Below are 22,063 nucleotides of genomic sequence, written 5' to 3'. Positions count from 1 at the left end.
GCGTTGATTATCCAAATAGTTTTCCGTTTTCCTGCCTGGCCTTGAGATGCGCTTTCGCCAACAGGGAGCGTTTCCCTTCCGGGCTATAATCCAGGTGCGAGCTGCCATCTTCCAGTGTGAAATCAAATCCTAATTCCCTGGTCACCCTTTTCAGATCATCGACGTGCAGTTGCGAGGTAAATTCCTTGCCGGTATGCGGACAAACAGCCATACCTTTTTTCTCACCCTCCCGGCGGTAGATATGTGCACCGATTTGAGCGGGCCGCTGGATGATATGAAAGAACTTCCCGAAAGGAATCCATACCAGGAAGAGTATCACCGATATGGCATGTGTTACAGACATAAAGTCGTATGCAATACCTTTCATGAAAGCATAGCTGAAATTCAATCCCAGTCCGGTTACCGAAATAATGATCAGTAGTATCAATGGCAGTAAGTCCCCTTCAAATGTTTGAGATGCAATCAGTCCCGCATTGGTTAACCTTCTCACGAGAAATATTACTGCTCCTGCAATCACCAGCCAGGAGCACCAGGTAAGCGCATGGAAAATAAAAAATGCCAGTGCAGAGCCCAGTTGAAAGCTCATCACTTTGAAGCCGAAGAAATTGGCGTTATAAAGTTTGGTCATGCCCGGGTCTAGCGCAGTAGATGGATCCAGGGTGAAGTTGATCCAACCAAGGGTAAGTGGAATGGTAATGGCAAATGCCGCCATACAGCCGGAGGCCAGCATAAAATGCGCGATCCAGCGTTTTTTACCCCTTGGATAAATAAACTGTTGGAACAACAGGTTTTTTATCGCATCTGTAATTAAGGTCCAGGCATGGACAAAGAACCGGCCGTTGAATACCAGTTGCCAGGTACGCTTGAAATACAACCAGGTAGGAGGCCGCTGCAGCCATACACAGTAGCGATAAATGCCGCCAAAGAGGGCGAAGAGCGTACCGAATAAATAAGCAATTAACGCAGGGTCAAAATTTTGCAGCTTTCGCGACCCGTAAAAAGAGATGACCACACAGACAACCGTTGCCACAAATGAAATCAGCGCTGCTTTTTTATTGAGAGAAAAATGCATGGCGATCAGTTTAAGGTTTTCCGGAAGAGGACACGCGGTTATTGTTTCTTCCCTGCTGAAAACATTTCAATAAACAAGCCTATCAGTACAATAACCCAGGTACTTAAAGCTAATATAACAAATAAAGCCGAAATGGGTTTGAGAAAACTGAAGCCTGTAATGGCGGAATACGTGAACGTACATACGCCGTACATGCCCAGCGGGAATACCATGGACCAATATTGCGGATCATATTGCAACGGAACCCGGGCTATAAAATGCCGGTACGCAAACATCAGGAACAACAGGGGAATCCACCAGCTGGCAAAAGCCCAAAAAAATAAGGTGAATGCCTGTACAAAACCAGCCCAAACAAGGAGTGTTTCATGGGCATGGGCATACATTACCAACCGGGAACCTGCAAGCGTAATGATGGCTACGGCGCCCATATTAATCCAGTAAGGAGGCGTCAGCGTTTCTGCTTTCATACTAAAAAAAAGCCAGCGGTAAAGAATCAATCCAATCAGCACAAAATAAAACATGCCGCCAATCATATACGTGCAAAGGGAAATAAACGCGATCAGCCAGTGCAGCACACTACTGTTAGCGATGATGGCGCCCAATACCGCTACCGATTCGGTGGCCACCACTATCAGCAACCAGGCACCACTAATACTCTGCGAGAGTGTAGGCTTGGGTTCTTTCATGATATTTACCAGGAAGAAAGTATACAGGAGCAATATCCACAACACAAACCCCGCTATCCATAGTATCAGCGCTATATCCATGCGACCCGTGATAAGGGCCACCTGGCTGCCCAGTACATTATTACCCGCTACCAGGGTAAGAAAAGTAACACCCCGGGCAGAATGGTGCAAATCATTCCATACTACCAAAGGATACCTGATGATCCGCACAATCAGGATCCCCCATAAAAGAGCGTAAAAAAAAATGTTCAGTCCCAGGAAAATTTCTGCAGGCAAACGATGCCCCCACAGGAACATGCCAATGGAAACGATACCAGTAGCCATTACCAGGGCGAAGTAACCAGGAAAGAAATTTTCCAGCGACGTAGTCTTCACGGGCTGGCCAGGATGGGCGAGTGTGGTGGTAGACATGAGCAGGGTTTTATCTAAGATACTGAAAATAAAAGTTGTTCGCTATTTTACAATTTCTTGCCGGCCGGAATAACTTGTTTTGTATAAAAAATACAAAATGAAAAGAATGTTTGTTTTAAGCGGCTTGCTGATGTTGGCCTGCTGGTGTAATGCCCAAACGGAAAACCCTGAACTGGAAGCCGTCAGGAAGGTGATAGAAGCCAGTAACGCAATCTACGCCGATCTTGCCAACAAGGGCGATGGATCTATCCTTGCCAGGTACACCGATGATGCTTGTCTCTTTCCGCCCAATACCACGCCGGTATGTGGTCCCGCACAAATGGCCGCCTTCTTTAATGGTGGCCCTAAAGTACATGTTACCTTTACGATCCAGCACTTGTACGGAGATGGTAAAACATTTGTGACAGAGGAAAGTTTTTACGAGATGACCGACCTGGAAGGTAAAAGGCTGGATGATGGAAAAGTAATTGTTATCTGGAAAAATACAAAGGACGGCTGGAAAATGTACCGGGATATGTTTAGCAGCAACCACCCCGCAAAATAGCACTAGAAGCCGATATTAACCGCCTGCTGGAAATCAGTTCCATTTTTGATGAGCGAACGCCTGGCAGCAGAAGGCGTGATACCGGTAAATTTCCTGAACTCTTTAATGAAATGGGCCTGGTCATAATACCCACAATCGTACGCAACGGCGGTTAATGATGCGGAGGTATGCAACACCTGGTGGAGGCTCCTGTTGAACCGCACTACCGCACTAAAGGCCGCCGGACTGATACCGATGTTCGCCAGGTAGAGTTTCTGAATATATCGCTGTGATAGCCCCGAACGCTGAGCCAGGGCGGGTAAATCGAGGTACTGGTGTTCCAGGAAAAGTTGTTGGCTAAGTGCCTGCACCATCGATACTTTCTTTAACCGCGTTTCATTTTTTTTCAGTTGTTGAAGAAAGTAGGTTTCCAGGATCCCGATTTTTTGTGCCAGTCCTTCAGCGTGCATGATACGGCCATATAATGCACGGCTTTCGTTCAGCGTCACATCATACATATCTGTGGCGTAGTTGGTGAATTCCGACAGGGGATCTGTGAAGAACAAGGTACTGGCATGCGGATAAATCCGTGCAATGAGCACTGAGGTGCCTTGCGCTACCGTGAGCCGGGTGGGAAGCGTGAGGTGTCCCAGCAGCTCTATAGCCGGCGTATCTTTTCGCTTACCATTGATAATGGTGGCCGCCATACCACCTGAGATATTAATCACCAGGTCTACATAACCGCTTGGGTAAAATACTTCGTTGTCGAGATGTTTATGAATCGTAACAACGGTATAATTCTTTATGTAGGGCGCTAGGGGAGCGGAAGGTAAAAACTGCATATGATCGTCCTTGTATAAAGTTAAACTTTTCAAGGAAAGCAGGAAAAAAAATGGTCGCCCTTTTCCGGAGGGTGACCATTTTCCTTTAATGATCAGCGGCGTGCTTTTTGTCAAAGCGTTTTTTAGCTATCCCGTAGGCCTCGGCTATATAACCGGTGGTAGTGGCCAGGTGGGCTCCTTCGGGATTCAGTATACAAATGAAATGCTGGGCGGCATAATGCGGATGTGGCATGAAACTGTTCAGCGCTGTATAGTCCCACGCAACAGTATTGCCAGGAAACAGCTGTTGAAAGGTAGCCTTTGATACGCCTATATTCAGGCGGAATACGCCGTCGCGGTCCAGCCGGGATACCTGGTCATGCTCGTTATCGGCCAGGGCAATGGTGACAAAGGGAAGCACTTGTTCCGCTCCGTAAAAGAAAAATTTATACCCGAAATGCTCGGAGGTACTGATAGCTGGCAATGTGCCAAGGTATTGTTCTATAGCGGTGAGTGACATATACAATCAGTTTAATAGATCTGTGGCAAATGTCGGCCGACCACTTTACATTTGCAAGTAGTTACCTTTTTGGCATATAGTATACTAAAGTAAAGTATTGGCTACAGTTATGGCATTGCAATCAAAGAAAAAAACAAAACAATCGGGGGAATGTCCCTTCCAGGAAGCCATGGATTTAATTGCCGGCAAATGGACCATGTCTATTGTAAACGTGTTGATGAGCGGCACCATGCGGTTCAAAGAACTGGAACGCCAGGTGACAGGTATCAACACACGGATGCTGGTCAAAGAGTTGAAACAACTGGAAGCAAAGAAAATCGTGAAAAGAAAAGCCTATGCCACCGTGCCGCCAACGGTAGAATATTCGCTGACGGAAAAAGGAACGTCGCTGAAGCCGGTGTTGACCGCGATACAGTCTTGGGCTATCAGCGTTCTTCAACCGCGATAGTATGTTGTGATATACTTACCCTGCCGCCAATAGGCAGCGTTACCATCGGCGTAGTGTGCCCGATATCCACGTTGGTAATGATAGGAATATGCTGCAATAGGGGATGTGACAACAACATTTCATAGAGCTCATTTTCCAATACACCTTCCTGGTGATAAAAGCGGCCAACAATCAATCCTTGCAGTTCATCTGCGCCTTTTTGCAACAGCAGGGAGTTTAAATATTGCATTAATTTTCCTGCGCTGTCTTTTCTATAGCGTTCGCAAATTTCTACAAAAAGGATAGCGTTGTTCAGTGAGGGAAGGTAAGGCGTTCCCTGCAGCAGGTTAAATGAGGGTACATGGCCGCCAACAAGTACCCCGGTGGCATTGCCTGCTCTTAGCACATGAAATCCCTGATTTTTACGGCTACCGTTTAGCTCGTCGTAATTCCCCCATTTTATCGCCGGTCTTATCTCAAAAGCAGCTGTTGAAAACAAGACATTCTGAAAGAACTCCCACGTATAGCATATGTCTGTATTGGCGGCAAAAGAAAACAGCATAGGACCATAAAAGGTAATAACACCGGTTTGGGCATAGATGGCATTCAGTATAATGGTGGCATCAGAAAAGCCGCAAATTGGCTTGGGATTTTTCCTGACCAGGTCAAAATCAATATAAGGCAGCATTTCAAGGGCGCTGACGCCTCCCAACCCTATCAGGATACCTCTAACAGAGGGACTCGCAAGTGCGGCATGGAGGGTGGCCACTTTTTCGCGGATCCCCTGCTGTGTGCGTGTGGATTTTTCTCGGTGGCCGGGAGGTAAAGTAACCCTTAATCCGCGCCCTTCCAGCGTTTGTACGGCTTTTGTTATTAAATTTTCGTGAAGGATCTCCAGCCCTTGCGAAATTGCTATGACAGCTATTTCATCTCCTGCTTTCAAGATACCCGGAATCACTGTTTGCATCGGTTAATTTTTACACGCTCAGGCATTACTTTGTTATCTCCAAATTAAGACATCATGCGTACATTTTAGACATAACAATATATTAAGTAAACCATCAGGATAAGAACTGGCAGATACATTGCCTAATTTGCAGAAATAGGAACGCCCTGCCATTTTTGCTAATAATTGCAGGAAGATAAATTTTCCTTCATTTATTTTTAAAAAAATTTAATTTCATTTTTAGTAGCTTGTAGGCCGGATGCAACCAAAATCTGCATGATAATGTATCGTTTGAACGCTTCAATATCACACCATTCATGAGCACATTAACAACAAGCCCTATACAGGCAGGAGAAGTATCCGTACCGGCCGCTGGTGACAACGAAAAAAAAGGCCGGCTGTATTCGCTGGATGCCCTTCGCGGCTTTGATATGTTCTGGATTATGGGCGGCGCCGGTATTTTCCACGCACTGGAAAAAGCCACCGGAGCTCCTTTCTGGCATACTATATCAGAACAGTTGGAACACCCCGACTGGAATGGTTTCCATTTTTATGACCTTATTTTCCCGCTCTTCCTGTTTATGGCAGGTGTATCTACCCCGTATTCCGTGGGAAGGGAATTAGAGAAAGGAAAAAGCCGTAGCCAGCTACTATGGCGGGTGGTAAAGCGGGGACTTACCCTGGTGCTGTTGGGAATTATCTACAATAACGGTCTGCAACTGCATCCTATATCAGAAATACGTTTTTGCAGCGTCCTGGGCCGAATCGGATTGGCTTATATGTTTGCCAATATCATCTATCTATACACGAAAGAAAGAGGCCAGATGATCTGGTTTGTGGCCATCCCGATAGCATATTGGCTGCTGCTGAAGTTTACGGCTGCTCCCGGCTTTCCTCCGGGCGACCTCACCATGCAGGGTAATTTTGCCTCTTACCTGGACCGGTGTATTGTTCCCGGTAAATTATATCTCGGTATTCATGATCCTGAAGGTGTTGCCTCCACTTTCCCCGCTATCAGCACCGCCCTGCTGGGTATCCTGACGGGCAACCTGCTGCGCAATAATCACACGACGCCGCTAAGAAAAGTGGCCTTGATGAGCATTACCGGCGTGGTATTCCTGGTATTGGCACAACTATGGAACCTCGATTTTCCGATCAACAAAAACCTGTGGACCAGCTCCTTCGTATTGCAGGTGGGAGGTATCAGCCTGTTATTACTGGCATTATTTTATTACGTGATAGATATTGCCGGGTATAAAAAATGGGCGTTCTTCTTCCGCGTGATTGGCATGAACTCTATTCTTATCTACATCTCCGGTCATTTTGTAGACTGGAATTATTCCAATAACGCATTATTTAAATGGCTGGGACAATTGGTAGGAGAGCCTTATGGCGCTGTGGCGCTGGCCCTGTCTTTCGTATTCGTGAAATGGTTATTTTTATATTTTATGTATAAGAAGAAAGTATTTCTCAAAGTATAAAGAGAAATGAATGTTCGGGATACAGCGCGTAATACAACCAGTATTACGCGCTTTTTTTAAAGTGCCAGATGTTTAATGCGCCGGGTAAAGGTATAGTCACCGGTGATCTCCCCTTTATAATTCATCTCTTCGTCAAAAATATAGCTATCGCGGTAGTAGCTGCTTACGGGCAGATAACCCAGCTCCATACCGGCGCCACCACATATATTGCAACCACCATCACCCGATTTAAGAAACCATTCGCTGCTGGTTACTTCATAGCGATACGGATTGTTGGCAATCACTAATCCAAAATGATTGGGTATATCGAGTATATAAGGTGCAGCATCGTCTTTCCCGGCAGCAAAATGGTGGTATTTCTCCAATCGGTTTACACTATTGCCCCAGGGATATAAGCTGCGGCTGCCACCTCCGCATAAGTACTCCCATTCATCTTCTGTGGGGAGGCTGAACCCGCTGGCCGAAACCTCCTGCAACAGTGCCGGGTAGCTGGCCGGTTCATAGAGAAAGGCCTGTATGCGGGCGCCATTTTTTACCAACCGGAAACTATCGTTGACGGTGTAGGTCCAATGCTCACGCGTAGAAGCGCTCACCTCTGCCATTGTCTTTTCAAAATAGTCATCCGCCAGCAGTCTTTCATCGTTCAACGCTACCGGGAAATAGCCGGTTTCCCGCACCTGCCGTTCTACGATCATCGGGGCAATAGTAGCCGTGCGCAGCGGTGAGAGTCGTTCCTGCAGGTAGGTATTTGTTTCATCTATATTGCCGCCCATCAGTTCAGTCAGCTGTTGCCGGGTTGTATCAGGAATTACGAGAGGGTCCAGGCCCAGGGTAACGGTATCTCCCGGTACAAAAACAAATTCGCAGCCTTCGTAAGTCATTACCGCTGTATAAGTGCTTTGCTGGAATTTATCAAATTGCTCAAAGCGCAGAATGGTAAATCCGGGCAGCCGGGTAACTACCAGGTGTTGCAACAAATGGGCTGCTTCGTCGTGTGTGAGCTGATTCCAGGCTTTCCGGCTAAAGATGGGTGTGATATCCATGTATATAAACAAACAATTTTTTTTAACGAAAACGCAAAGATAACCAAACAAGATTGTTTAACCCTATCTTGCAGGCCGTGAACGACAACAATACTTTGTATGGACTTTGGCGCTAACTGGCAACAATACGATCAGCTGTATCATCCGTTACCTCCCGATGAATGGGTGACCGGCGAAACACTCACTGGAACGGCTGTACCACATCCGCTCCGGATAGGCACTTCCGGCTGGAGCAGGGTGGCATACATGGGTACGCTCTATCCCCGGGGTACTAAAGAAACGGGACTGCTAACGGAATATAGCCGCTTGTTTAATTGTGTAGAGCTCAATGCAACCCATTACAAAATTTATGCGCCCGAAGCGGTACGCAAATGGGTGGAGAAAACCGGATCCCGCGATTTTAAGTTTTGCCCCAAAGTACCACAGTCTATCAGTCATCACAGCACTTTGCTGAATGCAGGTGTGGAAACAGCCGCTTTCCTGGAAGGCGTTGCGGCCTTTGAAGACCGCCTGGGGCCTATCTTTTTGCAATTGAGCGAATACTTTTCACCAGTCCGGAAAATAAACCTGTACAAATACCTGGAGTCCCTCCCCCGGCAGCTGACTTTTTTCGTGGAAGTAAGGCATCCCGATTGGTTTGGAAACCCAGCAGAACGAGCGGAGCTTTTCCGTACGCTGAAAGACCTGGGCATTGGCGCCGTGATCACCGATACGCCGGGCCGCCGCGATTGCCTCCACATGGGACTTACCATTCCGAAGCTGATGCTGCGGTTTGTAACGCAGGGAGGACATCCGCTCGACAGCATTCGCTTACAGGACTGGAAAGCCCGTCTGGACGACTGGAATGCCCGGGGCCTGGAGGAAACTTACTTTTTTTTACACGTACATGATGGCAAATATGAAGCAGGGTTTTACGAGGAAGTACAGGCGGTGTTTGGATTAACGCGATCTCAGCCACAAATGACGTTTTTCTAGTCCGAAATAACTGCGTTGGCAATATCACCGGAAAATACTATCTTAAAGAAAGTTAAGCACCGGCCGGGATCTGTTCCGGCACAAAACTGATAGCATGTTGAATTTTATTGAAATGATGTATTACTTCATCTGTATCATTTTAAGGGTTAAACACGTAAAAAAGAAATACGCAAAAAGCTGAGATAACGATACCCGTCGATATAACACGTCCCGTCCCGCATTGCAGGACGGGGCTTTTGTTTTAGTAAGATGGCAGCGTGCGGGTATGCCAGGCCGTTATCTTGCGTTGCAGCAGTTGGTTGATCAGTGCCTCCGCCTGTTGGAAGCGGGCTTCCCAGTCGCCCGTAATTTCCTCATAGGCAATATCGTACTGCTTCAATACCTGCCGGTGCGATTGATCCAGCAAATCCCTTTCCGCTTCGCTGAGCCGCGTACCGTCCTGTACATAAGGCACATCATTATTCAGGTAAAGATAGAGATCCGCCTTGTTAGCGGCATAAATTGCAGGATCTATGGCCAGCATTTCCCCCAACGCATATACGCCATAAGAGGCCGTAATATGAATATCGGTGTCGATGATCACCAGGGGAGAAGGACCAGTTTCCATTTGCTGAATACAGGCGGCATGCTCCCGGGCAACCAGGTACAGGTCGGCTACACTGAAATGATGGGAATCCGGGATCAGATCCCGGCCAGCTTCCATAACGGCGCTGCTGTTAAAATAAGCCGATAGCTTGCCCGTGAGCGTGGTTTTACCGGTAGATTCAGTGCCTAATAGCACCACCTTGGTCACCAGCGATGCTTTTACGCTATCCGGCAAATATTCCCAGGACTTAAACAGGTCGGCGCGTATATGCGTGGCTGATACAGGATACAGGTTTTTGCTGATGTCAAAAGGGATATGTTGTATGCCCATGTAATCCGCCACCATGTCGCCATAAGGCTCTGAAGTTACCACCAGCGAATAATCGGGAAACAGCTGCTTAAATCGCTCCGACCAGATAGCGGATACGGATGTCGAGGAAACCGACGTATTGGGTAATACTTTTTCGTCGTATTGAAAAGTGCGGATGTTAATGCGCGGGTGGTCCCGGAAAGTAGCTTCCATCCATGATTTCCGCAGCGCGCAGGATAGCGTTTCTTCATCGCTGCAGCAAATGAGTACGGATAAAAAGTCGCAGTGCGACAATGCAAAATTTATCATTGCTTCATGCCCTTTGTGAAAGGGCATGAACTTGCCGAATACAAATGCTTTGGTGATCTTTTTTTCCTGCATAGCCATGCTTATCAGAAACTATATTTTAAGGCAAGGTATACATTCGCCGGAGCCTGAACAAAATATTTCAGGGTACCTGCGGCGTCTACACTACCATTGTTATAATATTTTGTTCCGGAGATGTTGTTAAGATAAAGTGACGCCATATAACGGTTAAGGCTATACTGTATCCGGGCATTTAGCAGCACGTATGCTTTAATGGTAGCCGTGTTGGCAAAGTCGATATAAGAGTGCCCCTGATACCTGCCAGATAGTGCCAGCAAGAGTTGTCGGTGCTGATAGGCCACTTCCTGGTTAATGATCAGCGCTGGGGTAAGTACCGGGCTGAAAGTGGTAGACTGTTCTTTTATGCGGCTGTAATTAAAGGAGCTGTTGTTGGTGAAACTGAAAGCTTTATTTAACCGGTAGCTGGCCGATAGCTCTACGCCGGTTCTGAAGCTGCGTTTCACGTTGTTGGTGAGTAGCAGCCCATTGGGACCCAGTTGTCCGTTGAGTACTATTTCATTATTGAAGTTCATATAGTATCCATTCAGCTGTATCTGAAGGCGTTGCCGGTTGATCCGGATGCCCAGTTCATGATCGGTCACGTACTCGGGGTCGTGGTTATACAGCAGGGGCTTACCGGTGCTGTCGGCTGGCAGATCGTCGTTGCCGCCGAAGATGTCGTTGCGGGTAGGTTCGCGCCCGGTGCGGCCCAGGCTGTAGTAGATGTTGGTATGTTCATTAACGGCAAGGTTAACGCCTGCGCGGGGATTGAGAAACTGCCAGTGTAAGGGCTGTAATGGTACGCTGCCATTGTAGTGGAAGGCGGCGTAGCGGTATTGCAGATCGGCATAGAAGGTAAACCGGTGCAGGTAATATTCCATTTTGCTAAAGGCGCTGATCTCATTTTTGTAGCCGGTGTTACGGTACAATTCCCCTTCACGTGTATCCGTACCCGTATGCCGGCGTTGATATAGGTTACCGTGCACACCGCTGGTCCATTTCAAGTGCTGGCCGCTCAGCGTATAGTGGCTGAAAAAGCCGGTGAAATGGGACCGGAAGCCGTAGTTAAACAGGTGGCCATTGGGCACCAGACCGCTGAAATTATTGATGTCAAAATCGTATCCGCCTTTCAGGTAGGTATAGTAAATACTGGAGCTGAGGCTGGCGCGGGCGCCTGTTTGCCATGTGTTTTGCAGCTGTACCAATGCTTGTGTAAAATGATCTTTTTCATCGCGGGTATCGGCGTTGGTGCGGCGGTCTTTCTGAATCAGCGAATCGGTTACCGGCAGCCATGCCATGCCATTTCGTTGGTTGCCGGCCATGATATTTATTTTCCAGGAGCTCTTGTCATAGAACAATCCTCCACTGACAAAAACAGATTGGGCATTATTGAAAGCGTGGTATTTATAGCCATCGGTATACACCTGCGAAGCCCGTACATACAAGGCTTTGTGATTTTTGATGCCACTGTTCCAGGCGCCGAAAACACGGAAGCTGTTGTAGGATCCATAGCCGATGCCCAGCATGGTGTGGGCCGTATCGCCCAGGTTGGGCGACGACAGCTGTGCGCTGCCGGCATAGCTCGCCGCGCCATTTTTAGACATGCCTACGCCCCGTTGTAGTTGCAACTGACTTACTGAGTTGAGGATATCGGGATAGTTGGAAAAGTAAGCGCCCTGGTCTTCCGGCTCGTTCAGTGGCATACCATCCAGGGTAGTGTTGATGCGGGTTTGATCCATCCCACGGATACGGTAGTACGAATAGCCCTGCTGGTTGCCGGCATCTGAGTAAACAGTTACTGCCGGTGTTTCGGATAGCAGAAAAGAAGGCTCCTGGCCGGTGTTCTTCTCTCCCAATACTTTCATATCCATATTATAATACGTAACCGGGGTGTTTTTACCCGCCTGGTAGGCCACTACTACTTCCTGCAAGCGCCGGGTACTGTCTTTTTTAGTTGGCAGGCTATCCTGGGCCCGGGTCAACAATGGTGATAAAAACCATCCCACGATGGCTGTAAAACGTTGATTCATATGGTGTACGGCTGTGATATGGAGAATTTGCCTCTCAATGCTTAATAATTAGTGTAATAATTACACAAATGTACAATCCTAAATGATTCTTGAAGATAACACGTTTGTGTTATATATTCCGGGCGTAACACGGAAACGCATATACGATAATAGTTTCCGCGTGCCCTGATATTATATAAACCTTTTCCCGAATTTTATAATGGCTATTCCTGTGGATAGCCGACCTTTGTAGCCGCCAAAATATCGTATACATGTTAAGTAGCCACAAGATTTTTATTAAAGGAATGGTTTGTGAACGTTGCATCCTGGCCGTGAAGGAGATATTTGCCGACCTGCATGTACCGATTACCGGCATTACACTGGGGGAGGTAACTACCATTGCAGCCCTGTCGGATCCGGATATGAAAGTGGTGAAAGAAAAGCTGGCAGCACTCGGATTTACCTTGCTGGAAGATAAACGTACCCGGTTGATTAAGCAGGTAAAATCGCTGGTAGAAGAAGTGTATGCCGGCACGTATGATTTCCCCGATAATTTTAAGTTTTCCGATGTAGTCACCCGCGCGGTACACCAGCCTTACCCCGTGGTGAGCGCCATCTTCTCCGAGCTGGAGGGCGTTACACTGGAAAAGTATATCATGGAATATAGAACCGAAAAGGTAAAGGAGCTGTTGGTATATACAGATGAAACCCTGGCGGATATTGCCTTTAGGCTGGGTTACAGTAGCGCCCCGCATCTTTCCCGGCAGTTTAAAGCCCAAACAGGGCTCAATACCTCGCATTTCAAAGAAATACGGAAAATGAAACAATCACTTACCCATCCGGGTGAACAATCATCTTAAAATTATATACAACTTCCGGTGAATAGTGTAACACAGCACTATTGTGCCGATGTAGCTTTGCTCCACTGAATTCCGGCGTAAGCGGGCTTCAGGCAAGGAAAATTTGGAACATATGATTTGGCAGACAGCACAGGTAATCCAGCAAACGGCAAACACGATCACCATTATATTTGACACGCAAGGGGAACCTTTCTCCTATAAACCGGGACAATTTATCCAGCTAACCTTAACGATCAACGGTGCGCCGGTTACCCGTTCGTACTCGCTAAGCGTCGTACCAGGCGGGCATCCCGCCATTACCGTAAAGCGGGTGCCGGGCGGTGTAATGAGCAATTATATCCTCGATCATGCCCGCCAGATCCGGCAATGGCAGGTAGCGGGTCCGCATGGCACTTTTACCCCCACAGCGGTTACTTACCAGGCCCGGCATGTAGTGCTGTTGGCCGGTGGAAGCGGTATCACCCCGCTATACACCATTGCCTGTTCTTTGTTGGCCGAAGCGCCGGATACCCGTATTACCATCATATATGCCAGCCGTAGCACGGATGAAATCATTTTCAGCAAGGAACTGGACGCATTACAGGCGAGCTACCCCCAACGGCTACACGTATTTCATGCTTTGTCTGCCGCCACCGGGGTCAGTGCACCTGGCCACCTGAAAGGACGGCTCAGTAAACTCGTTACCCGTAAACTGATTCAGCAGGCGGTGACCAACCCATTGGACCAGGTACACTATTTTATTTGCGGCCCGGAAGGACTAATGACGATGCACCAGGAAATGCTGACCGCCCTGCAAGTGGCGCCGGATCATATTTTCATGGAATGGTTTACCCCAGGAGCCACCAGTAATGACATCGTACTCCCCCACGAAACACAGGAGGTATTGCTGCATTTCTTTGAACAAACCAACCTGCTGGACGTGGATGCCGGACAAACCATTCTCCAGGCGGCCCTCGACGACCGGATTCCGCTTCCTTACTCCTGCCGGGGTGGTACCTGTGGTATCTGTTTGGCTAAACTCACCTCAGGCCAGGTAACCATGCGGCAAAACTATGCATTGCGGCCCTCCGATATTGCCGATGGCATGATATTGTTGTGTCAGAGCTATCCGCTCACCGCCGATGTAACCGTGGTAGTGGGAGAGTAGCGATCAACGAAGCAGGGCATACAGGGAAGACGATTTATACTTATATTGAGCGTAATATGAATGTTACTATATGAAATGGATCCGTCAATCCCTGCTGGCGTTATTAGCCGCAACAACCTCACTAACAGCGCATGCGCAACAGCCCGTGAAATGGCCCGGTGGGAAAAAGGCGGCGATTGTGTTGACCTATGACGACGCCCTGGCTTCACAATTAAACGTGGCGATTCCGCAGCTCCGGAAGTATGAATTAACCGGTACCTTCTTCCTGACCGGCAACATCACGGAAGACCAGATGCTGCAATGGCGCAAGGCTGCCAATGATGGGATGGAGCTGGCCAACCATAGTCTGTATCATCCCTGTAGTGAACGGGTATATCCCAATGCCCGTCAGTACTACAGTGAAAACTATGACGTCAGCACGATGATAAAAGAGGTGGGGATGATGAACAAACTACTTTTCGGTATAGATGGCAAACGGCAACGCACCTACGCTTTCCCCTGCAGTGAGTCGCTGGTGGGCGGAGTTGACTATACCCCGGCATTGCAGCAATCAGGCCTGATAAAATATGCACGCAGCGGAGGCGACAGTACCGCCATCATCACCCGCTTCGATACGCTGCAGCTGTACAAAATACCCAGCTGGCCGGTGAACTATCAGCCCACCGGAGAAAAATTGATAGACTTTGCCTCCCGTACGCTGCAGGAAAACGGTCTCGGTATTTTCATGTTTCACGGCGTAGGCGGCGATTACATCACCACTTCCGGGGAAGCACATGAACAGCTGCTGGCCTGGCTGGCAGCTCACCGCCAGGATGTGTGGGTGGCCACCTTCCAGGAGGTGATGGACTATGTAACGCATGCACCCAAAAAATAACAGATCTATCATACGGTAAATTAGATTAGTCAGCTATCCTTCCATTATCTTTGATCACAAAACGAGTGTATGACAGGATTTTGGCGTTATTTCTGGATGCTCTATATGCTTTTCTTTGCGGTGCCGTTTCCGATGATTATCTATTACGCCTCCACTTATGGAAAGGAATCACCGGATACAGCACCCTGGCTGGCCCTTGCCTGGCTGGCGTTATCAGTGGTGCTATGGGGATTGGTGCTGGGCCGGTTAGCACGCAGATGGATCGTGCAACCCTTTGTGGTGAAAAAGAATTTTGCCCGCCTGGCTAAAGCCGGCGTGCGAAAAGAAGGCCGCGTGCTGGAAAGTAAAGTCCTAAGAACAAACAGCAGCGGCGCTGAAGCGCGGAAGATCATATTTTCCTTTACCAATTTTGCCAGTACCCCCATTACAGAAGAAATGGAGCTGACCGATACACAGCCAGCGCTGAGAAGATATGAAAATGGAAAAACAATAGCGCTGCTGGTAGATGATACCCTTCGTTCCATCCCCGTCATTTGCCTGGAAGATATGAAAGTAGGCGTCAAAATATCCCGTATGCTGTGGCTTGGTATTAGCTGGTGCATCATTACGGCAGCAGTCATCTACTATTATCAATTTTCTTATGTGCTGGAAAACGGGGGCGCCGGCTGGCGTTTCCTGCGCTTCTATCATCCCCTGGTATTATGCCCACTAATACTGCTGGCGGAAATCTTCTTTTTCACTAAGCTATTGCGGTTCATAGGAGGGAAGCCTTCCGACCTGCTCCGCACTAAATACTACGGTATTCGCACGGATGCGGAAATTGTATCTGCCAATCAAACCGGCACTTATATTAATGAACAGCCGCAGATCCGCTTTGAGTTGCGCTTCCAGGATAGTAGTGGCCGTACTTGTACCGCCACCCTGAAGAAAGTAATTTCACTGTTGGACCTCGGAATTACCAAACAGCCCTCCATCCCCATTTTTTACCAGAAAGATCATCCTGAAAGAATTGCTTTTGCCAGTGACCTGGAGGACTAAAATTATTTTTATGGAGATGAATATGCGATATATCCTGACGGCGGCATTGATCATGGGAAGCATGTCCTGTAAACCCATTCGCCAGTCTATTCACGATACCCTGTATGGGAGTCCTGCGGCGGGGCAAACCTCCGACAACACCACCCGGGTAGAGCAGCACAGTAATACTACCATTACCGTGATTAGCAGCCACCAGGAGGTACACAGCTCGTCCGGCGGCAATTTCCTGCGCAACGCTGCCGCCCTGGCGGCGGCCGAGAATGCCCTGCGAAATCTGCCAGCATTTGCCGGTAAGCAGATCGCTGTATATGAAGCCATTCATTTTTATGACGACGGAAGGATCAACCTGGAACTGCAACATCCCACCAGGACAGACTATATCGATGCCTATCGTTTCAATAAGGGTAGCTGGCAGGAGCCAGCGCCCGTACAGTTATCAGTACACGACGATATCAAGGCAGGCCTGCTAAACCTGGATAAAGTACATTTTGCCAATGTGGCCACCATCTATAATAATTATCGGCTGAAGGCCGACAGTATCGAAGGCGTGGCTCCCCTCACACATATCTATGCCATTATCAGGGGAGATAGTATCACCTGGTATCCCCGCTCCATCAGCGGTAGCCGCGAACGTTATTTTATCAGCTTTACCGCTGCCGGGAATGTCGACCGCTTTTACCGGGAATAATCGAAAAGAAATAAATTATTATAATAAATTATATATCTTTCTGCACATCAGACCGGATCATTAAAATCTGACGAATAAATATGGACAACATCAAATGGGGAATTATCGGGTGTGGAGATGTAACAGAGGTAAAAAGCGGGCCGGCATTTAACAAAGTACCCAATTCATCCCTGGTAGCGGTTATGCGCCGGGATGCCGCCAAAGCGGAAGACTATGCCCGCAGGCATGGCGTACCTAAGTGGTATGACAATGCAGCAGCGCTCATCAACGACCCGGAAGTAAATGCGGTGTACATTGCCACACCTCCGCTGCAACACGAGGAGTATACCCTGCAATGCATACAAGCCGGTAAGCCGGTGTATGTAGAAAAGCCGATGACACTGAATGCCGAATCGGCTTACCGTATGCAGGAGGCAGCCTTACGGCATAGCGTAAAGCTTACAGTTGCCCACTACCGGAGGGAGCAGCCCATGTTCCGGAAGATAAAAGCGTTGCTGGAGGAAAAAGCCATTGGCGATATTCGTTTTGTATCCCTGCAAATGCTGCAACCGCCTGTATCGCCGGAAGCCAACTGGCGGGTAGATCCTGCTGTATCCGGAGGAGGGCTCTTTCATGACCTGGCTCCCCACCAGCTGGACCTCATGACCTGGTTTTTTGGACGAGCCAGGAGCGCTACCGGGATTGCAAGGAACCAGACCAAAATGTACCGGGCCGATGACCTGGTATCGGGCAATATTTTATTCGAAAATGGAATCGTATTCAACGGCATTTGGTGCTTTTCCGTGGGCGCCGCCGACAAAGCCGACGTGTGTGAGATCACCGGCTCCCTGGGAAAAATAAGATTCCCGGTATTCGGGCATTCCTTTACCCTCAATATAAACGGAGCCGAGCAGGTATTTACATTTGATGCCCTGCAACATGTCCAGCAACCTATGATAGAACAGGTAACCGCCTTCTTTTTAGATAAAAGTCCTAATCCTTGTTCCGCTGAAGAAGCTATCCTTTCTATGCAATTGATGGATAGTTTTACGAAAAAGGATAAAATGATTTTCTAATAGGTGCCCGCCAGGGTGCAGCGCAGCCAAACAGGAGGAGATCAGCGCCGCAGGCGCTGGTCATTTATTTTCCGGCTTTACTTTTTTGTTTGATAATTCTCTTTTATCTTATATTTGGAAATATAGTTTTACCTACAACCATTATCGTTACACTAACTATTTCGTTTTTTATTCTATTATGTATTTTGTCAGGTTCGGGGCAAGCATCTGTTACCAGTTGTATCAAGTTATGTCTGCCCGCAGGCAGGAAGAAAAATGGGCCACTAATTATCTCAGAAACCTGGAAAGCTGCTTTGACGGCCAATTGGATCCGGTTTCCTTTCGTAAAATTGTCAACAGCTACAGTATTTATATCCCCATGATCTGTGATGCCTTTATGGGACTCCGGGGAAAAAAGACTTCTGCTGAAGAGAAAGAACGGATGCTGTTATATTTTATTTGCAGCACCCTGTTCGACGATTTCTGCGATAAGCGGGAGCTATTGCCTGCGCAGCTGGAAGCCATCGCCATCGGGGACGGGCAATACCAGGCTACCCGCCTGGAGGAACGGATGTTTATACATGCCAACCTGACCCTGAGAGACTTTGTTCCAGATAAATCCTATTATGATCAGGTAGCCCGGGCAGTTCTGCAAGCCCAGATCGATTCGGATAAGCAATTTGATCCGGCTATCAGCCAGGAGGAATTAATGCGCATCACCCTGGGCAAAGGCGGCTATTCTGTGCTGCTTTGCCATTTTTATTTTGACGCCCCGGCCTGTGCTATAGAGCAGGCTTGCTGGTACCGTCTTGGTGGCATCATCCAGTTAACAAATGATTTGTTCGATATTCATAAAGACCTGGAACAGGGATCGGTTACTTTACCCAACCGGATGATAAATGCTTACGAGTTCTCCGATTATTTTATGGGAGAAGTTGCCGCCATCGAAAAAGCGATCGCTATGCTGCCTTATGACACCTCCAAGCGGCAGGATTTTCTGTCGGGCGTCATGAGCATCTGCTCATTTGGTAGCCTGGCCCTGCACCGGCTCCGGGAGCTCCAGGGACAAGAAGAGCGCCTGCCCAACCTGCGCCAGCTACCCCGAAAAGCGTTGGTAGTAGATATGGAGCAGGCAACCAATATCTGGTATTGTATCAAATTCACGTACCGTAAAACGAAAGCCTGGCAATTATCGATAGCTGCAGCCAATTAATAGCGTATTACCACCTTCCCCAAGAATATTTTTCCCGCACATAAGGGTATTTTTTCAGTGGCGTGTATTAGTACCAAATTATCGTACATGCAATATGAAGAAGACGAAATGCACCAGCAGCTGGCCAGGCTGCTGGCCTACCTGGTTTTGCCCGCATTGGGCCTCATTTCCATCGCCATTATTCTATTGATTATTTTATTATAACGCCGGACCATGTATAAAACTTCTGATTATCTCTCCAGGGGGAGCCGCTTTGTGCGTAACCAGTTGTACCCTTCCCGAAAGGTGCTGTCTACGCTGATGATATACGCTACCGATCTTTGTAACTCCCGTTGCAAACATTGCCTGATATGGGCCAAACGCCCAGTGGCCTATCTCTCCAAAGAAAAAATTATAGACATCATGCAGAGCAGTTGTATCAGCGATGCTACCACTGTAGGACTGGAGGGCGGCGAATTCCTGCTGCACCCGGAAGCCTTTGAAATACTGGAATGGTTCCATCATCACCATCCCAATTTCGACTTGTTGTCCAACTGCCTGCAACCGGAAAAAGTGATCCGGGCAGTGCAACAGTTTCCACCCAAACGCTTATTTATTTCGTTGGATGGTACCCGTGAGTCTTATAAATATATGCGGGGAAAAGATGGATACGATAAGGTACTGACGGTTATAGAAGCCCTGCACAGTACCTGTAATATCTCTGTGATGTTTACCCTTTCTCCTTACAACAGCTTTGATGACCTGCAACATGTGATGGATGTGTGTACCCGCTATGGAATTGATTTACGGGTAGGGATTTACAACAATATCTCTTATTTCGACACGGTGGACAAAGCCCATGAGCAAGGCTCATTATCGGCTGCCGCAACGGGCTATGAAATTCCGCCTGAAATTATTCAACAGCTGGGAAATTTTGAAGAGAACCTGGACTTCCTGTTGCTTTATAAATACTGGCAACGGGGCGAGCTGAAACTTCCCTGTTATTCTATCTTCGACAGTGTGGTAGTACTCCCCAATGGCGATGTGCCCATTTGCCAGAACCTGGACCTGAAGCTGGGCAACATCCATGAAAAAAGCCTGGATACCATTTACAATGAGGCCGCCACGATAGCCTTACAGAAAAAACATTGCCGCGATTGTAATGGCTGCTGGATCAACTTTCACCGGAAATATGATGTTACCCTGTTCCGCCAGGCGGAGCAACTGGCCGGAGCCAGCATCACCGCAGCGGTATTGGGCAATTACCAATGGAATGAACAACGGGAGCGTTTTAAAACAGTAATATCGAAATATGATAAGGTCCCTGGCAGTGCGGTATAAAAACTGGCGAAGAAAAAAGGTGATGGACGCCCTGGCGGCGCCATTGCCGGGATGCAACTTTGCATTCATTGGAATAGGGCAGCATAGCCTGGATAACCTGTACCCTGTATTATTACGTTTAGGCGTGCCGGTGAGATACATTTACTCCCGGCAGCTGCCGCTGGCACAGCAGGCTGCCCGCTTGTTTCCCGCCTGCACGGGGGTAAACGACCTTTCGGCCATTTTACAGGATGATACTATCAAAGGCGTATTCATTTGTACCAAAAATGAATACCAGCTGCCCCTGGTGAACGCCTGCCTGGATCAGGGAAAATATGTTTTCGTGGAGAAGCCGGGAGTGACCAACTGTGCAGGCTGGGAGGAATTGACGGCGCATCGCCACGCCAGCCGCTGTATGATTGCCTTTAACAAACGATTCAACCCGGTAAATGCACAGTTCCAAAAGGATTTCAATAAGGCGTTCAGTTACCAGGCCCGGTATGTTACCGGCCCTTACCCGGAAGGCAATGCCGTGATGGAACTGTTTTGTCACCCGGTAGATAATATATTGCAGCTCTTCGGACCAGTAAAGGAATATTATTTCACAGCGCAGCAGGTCAACGGCGGAGTACAGGTGCAGTTATTACTCCGGCATGCCAGGGTAACCGGTACCATGGAGCTATCGACTTGTTATGCCTGGTCGTCTTTTGCAGATCAACTACAATGTGTAACGCCGACACGGCATGTCGCTATCGACTACCCAGGGACGTTTGTAGTGCAGGAGCTGGGTTATCGCCCCGGTGGTATCCCGGTAGATAAAATTTTAAAACGAACGGGACGAGCACAGGTAAGTAATGCTGCCGGTGCAGTGCCCGTGGCTGCCAACAATAGTACCTGGCAACATGGCTACTATCGCGAAGTTGCCTGTTTCGTAGCGGCTGTACAGCAGGGGAAATCACCACTGCAGGCAACACCGGATACTTTTGAAGGCACCTTCCGTTTATTGGAAGCTGTTTCGCAAGGCTTGGGGAAGTAAATGGAAATTATGTAAATTGTAGCACCGGATTTTATTAAAACCGGTCCCCGAATGAATCAGCTCAACAGCAGATCCCTGACGGCCGTGGAAGTTTTCAACAAGCAGGCCAAAGTATACCAGGATAAATACATGGATGTTTCCATGTACCATGATACGTTTGATCTGTTTTGTAGCTACATTCCCAAAGACGATGCTGCCTTGCTGGATATTGCCTGTGGTCCGGGCAATGTAACCGCGTATTTGCTGCAAAAACGGCCCGGATTCCGTATCCTGGGAATTGATTTGGCTCCCAATATGATTGAGCTGGCCAGGAAGAACAATCCGGGCGCTACGTTTGAGCAGAAGGATGCACGGGCGATTCGCACCATCGGCCAACAGTTTGACGCTATCGTATGTGCGTTCGGGTTACCTTATCTCTCTAAAACAGAAAGTGAACAGTTAATCGCCGATGCATATGACCTGCTGGCTCCCGGCGGCGTGCTTTACCTGAGCACCATGGAAGGAGAGGAGCACCTGTCGGGATATTACTCTTCCTCATCCGGTGATGAAATTTATATTTATTACCACCAGGCCGCCCACCTCGTTGCGGCACTGAACCAAAACGACTTTGCCCTCCAGGCCGTACAACGGGTTCCCGCACCTAACCAACATGGATGGCCTACAGACGACCTGATTTTAATAGCAAAAAAACGCTGATCC

General features: G+C 48.2%; 22 protein-coding genes. 14 read left to right on the top strand and 8 right to left on the bottom strand.

Going from position 1 to position 22,063, the window contains the following annotated elements:
• Positions 1 to 7: 7 nt before the first annotated feature.
• Together FHW36_RS11270 and FHW36_RS11265 are read right to left on the bottom strand one after the other, a co-directional pair.
• Positions 8 to 1,072, bottom strand: coding sequence for an MFS transporter (locus tag FHW36_RS11270; protein ID WP_186452387.1), 1,065 nt, complete (start codon positions 1,070 to 1,072; stop codon positions 8 to 10).
• Positions 1,073 to 1,110: 38 nt separating this feature from the next.
• On the bottom strand, positions 1,111 to 2,169 hold the full coding sequence (locus FHW36_RS11265; RefSeq protein WP_145667387.1) for a tellurite resistance/C4-dicarboxylate transporter family protein: 1,059 nt from the start codon (positions 2,167 to 2,169) through the stop codon (positions 1,111 to 1,113).
• Positions 2,170 to 2,266: 97 nt separating this feature from the next.
• Here FHW36_RS11265 and FHW36_RS11260 point away from each other — a divergent pair, with 97 nt between their 5' ends.
• A complete protein-coding gene (locus FHW36_RS11260; RefSeq protein ID WP_222429044.1) occupies positions 2,267 to 2,713 on the top strand; it encodes a YybH family protein in 447 nt (148 codons plus the stop codon).
• A 2-nt stretch (positions 2,714 to 2,715) separates the two neighbouring features.
• Here FHW36_RS11260 and FHW36_RS11255 read toward each other — a convergent pair whose 3' ends face one another.
• A complete protein-coding gene (locus FHW36_RS11255; protein WP_145667384.1) occupies positions 2,716 to 3,534 on the bottom strand; it encodes a helix-turn-helix transcriptional regulator in 819 nt (272 codons plus the stop codon).
• 85 nt (positions 3,535 to 3,619) lie between these two features.
• Positions 3,620 to 4,033, bottom strand: a complete 414-nt coding sequence (locus tag FHW36_RS11250) for a DUF6194 family protein (RefSeq protein ID WP_145667380.1) — start codon at positions 4,031 to 4,033, stop codon at positions 3,620 to 3,622.
• Between the two features lie 109 nt (positions 4,034 to 4,142).
• Here FHW36_RS11250 and FHW36_RS11245 point away from each other — a divergent pair, with 109 nt between their 5' ends.
• Positions 4,143 to 4,481, top strand: coding sequence for a winged helix-turn-helix transcriptional regulator (locus FHW36_RS11245; RefSeq protein ID WP_145667377.1), 339 nt, complete (start codon positions 4,143 to 4,145; stop codon positions 4,479 to 4,481).
• Here the strand turns inward: FHW36_RS11245 and FHW36_RS11240 are convergent.
• Complete coding sequence (locus tag FHW36_RS11240) at positions 4,459 to 5,427, bottom strand: S66 family peptidase (protein WP_145667374.1); 969 nt, start codon at positions 5,425 to 5,427, stop codon at positions 4,459 to 4,461. The two genes, FHW36_RS11245 and FHW36_RS11240, sit on opposite strands and share 23 nt — an antisense overlap.
• 296 nt (positions 5,428 to 5,723) lie before the next feature.
• Between FHW36_RS11240 and FHW36_RS11235 the strand changes: the two genes are divergently transcribed.
• The gene (locus FHW36_RS11235; protein ID WP_145667371.1) at positions 5,724 to 6,887 is read left to right on the top strand and encodes an acyltransferase family protein; all 1,164 of its coding nucleotides are present in this window, start codon (positions 5,724 to 5,726) and stop codon (positions 6,885 to 6,887) included.
• A gap of 56 nt (positions 6,888 to 6,943) precedes the next feature.
• Here the strand turns inward: FHW36_RS11235 and FHW36_RS11230 are convergent, their stop codons facing one another.
• Positions 6,944 to 7,930, bottom strand: coding sequence for a formylglycine-generating enzyme family protein (locus tag FHW36_RS11230; protein WP_145667368.1), 987 nt, complete (start codon positions 7,928 to 7,930; stop codon positions 6,944 to 6,946).
• A 99-nt stretch (positions 7,931 to 8,029) separates the two neighbouring features.
• Between FHW36_RS11230 and FHW36_RS11225 the strand changes: the two genes are divergently transcribed.
• Entirely contained in the window at positions 8,030 to 8,905 is an 876-nt protein-coding gene (locus FHW36_RS11225; protein ID WP_145667365.1) for a DUF72 domain-containing protein, read from the top strand.
• A gap of 241 nt (positions 8,906 to 9,146) precedes the next feature.
• Here FHW36_RS11225 and FHW36_RS11220 read toward each other — a convergent pair whose 3' ends face one another.
• Both FHW36_RS11220 and FHW36_RS11215 read right to left on the bottom strand, forming a co-directional pair.
• A complete protein-coding gene (locus FHW36_RS11220; RefSeq protein WP_246121133.1) occupies positions 9,147 to 10,187 on the bottom strand; it encodes an AAA family ATPase in 1,041 nt (346 codons plus the stop codon).
• Between the two features lie 5 nt (positions 10,188 to 10,192).
• Entirely contained in the window at positions 10,193 to 12,196 is a 2,004-nt protein-coding gene (locus FHW36_RS11215) for a TonB-dependent receptor (RefSeq protein ID WP_145667361.1), read from the bottom strand.
• Positions 12,197 to 12,447: 251 nt separating this feature from the next.
• Here FHW36_RS11215 and FHW36_RS11210 point away from each other — a divergent pair, with 251 nt between their 5' ends.
• The 10 genes from FHW36_RS11210 to FHW36_RS11165 all read left to right on the top strand — a co-directional run bounded on the left by FHW36_RS11210 (position 12,448) and on the right by FHW36_RS11165 (position 22,060).
• Positions 12,448 to 13,035 carry a helix-turn-helix domain-containing protein gene (locus FHW36_RS11210; protein WP_145667358.1) on the top strand — a complete coding sequence of 196 codons (588 nt, stop codon included), beginning with the start codon at positions 12,448 to 12,450 and terminating at the stop codon, positions 13,033 to 13,035.
• Positions 13,036 to 13,147: 112 nt separating this feature from the next.
• Positions 13,148 to 14,182, top strand: a complete 1,035-nt coding sequence (locus FHW36_RS11205) for a ferredoxin--NADP reductase (RefSeq protein WP_145667355.1) — start codon at positions 13,148 to 13,150, stop codon at positions 14,180 to 14,182.
• A gap of 70 nt (positions 14,183 to 14,252) precedes the next feature.
• Positions 14,253 to 15,056, top strand: coding sequence for a polysaccharide deacetylase family protein (locus FHW36_RS11200; protein ID WP_145667352.1), 804 nt, complete (start codon positions 14,253 to 14,255; stop codon positions 15,054 to 15,056).
• Positions 15,057 to 15,125: 69 nt separating this feature from the next.
• Positions 15,126 to 16,094, top strand: a complete 969-nt coding sequence (locus tag FHW36_RS11195) for a hypothetical protein (RefSeq protein WP_145667349.1) — start codon at positions 15,126 to 15,128, stop codon at positions 16,092 to 16,094.
• Between the two features lie 10 nt (positions 16,095 to 16,104).
• Positions 16,105 to 16,782, top strand: coding sequence for a hypothetical protein (locus tag FHW36_RS11190; protein WP_145667346.1), 678 nt, complete (start codon positions 16,105 to 16,107; stop codon positions 16,780 to 16,782).
• Positions 16,783 to 16,862: 80 nt separating this feature from the next.
• Entirely contained in the window at positions 16,863 to 17,837 is a 975-nt protein-coding gene (locus tag FHW36_RS11185; RefSeq protein ID WP_145667343.1) for a Gfo/Idh/MocA family protein, read from the top strand.
• 229 nt (positions 17,838 to 18,066) lie between these two features.
• Complete coding sequence (locus FHW36_RS11180; protein ID WP_145667340.1) at positions 18,067 to 19,029, top strand: class 1 isoprenoid biosynthesis enzyme; 963 nt, start codon at positions 18,067 to 18,069, stop codon at positions 19,027 to 19,029.
• A 213-nt stretch (positions 19,030 to 19,242) separates the two neighbouring features.
• Entirely contained in the window at positions 19,243 to 20,349 is a 1,107-nt protein-coding gene (locus FHW36_RS11175; protein WP_145667337.1) for a radical SAM protein, read from the top strand.
• Complete coding sequence (locus FHW36_RS11170; RefSeq protein WP_145667334.1) at positions 20,321 to 21,364, top strand: Gfo/Idh/MocA family protein; 1,044 nt, start codon at positions 20,321 to 20,323, stop codon at positions 21,362 to 21,364. Before FHW36_RS11175 ends, FHW36_RS11170 begins: the two co-directional genes overlap by 29 nt.
• Positions 21,365 to 21,415: 51 nt before the next feature.
• Positions 21,416 to 22,060, top strand: coding sequence for a class I SAM-dependent methyltransferase (locus tag FHW36_RS11165; protein ID WP_145667331.1), 645 nt, complete (start codon positions 21,416 to 21,418; stop codon positions 22,058 to 22,060).
• Positions 22,061 to 22,063: the final 3 nt, after the last annotated feature.

Source organism: Chitinophaga polysaccharea (genome assembly GCF_007829335.1).
GTDB lineage: Bacteria > Bacteroidota > Bacteroidia > Chitinophagales > Chitinophagaceae > Chitinophaga > Chitinophaga polysaccharea_B.
Note: the sequence above shows the minus strand (reverse complement) of the source record. Positions and strands in the feature narration are given on the sequence as shown.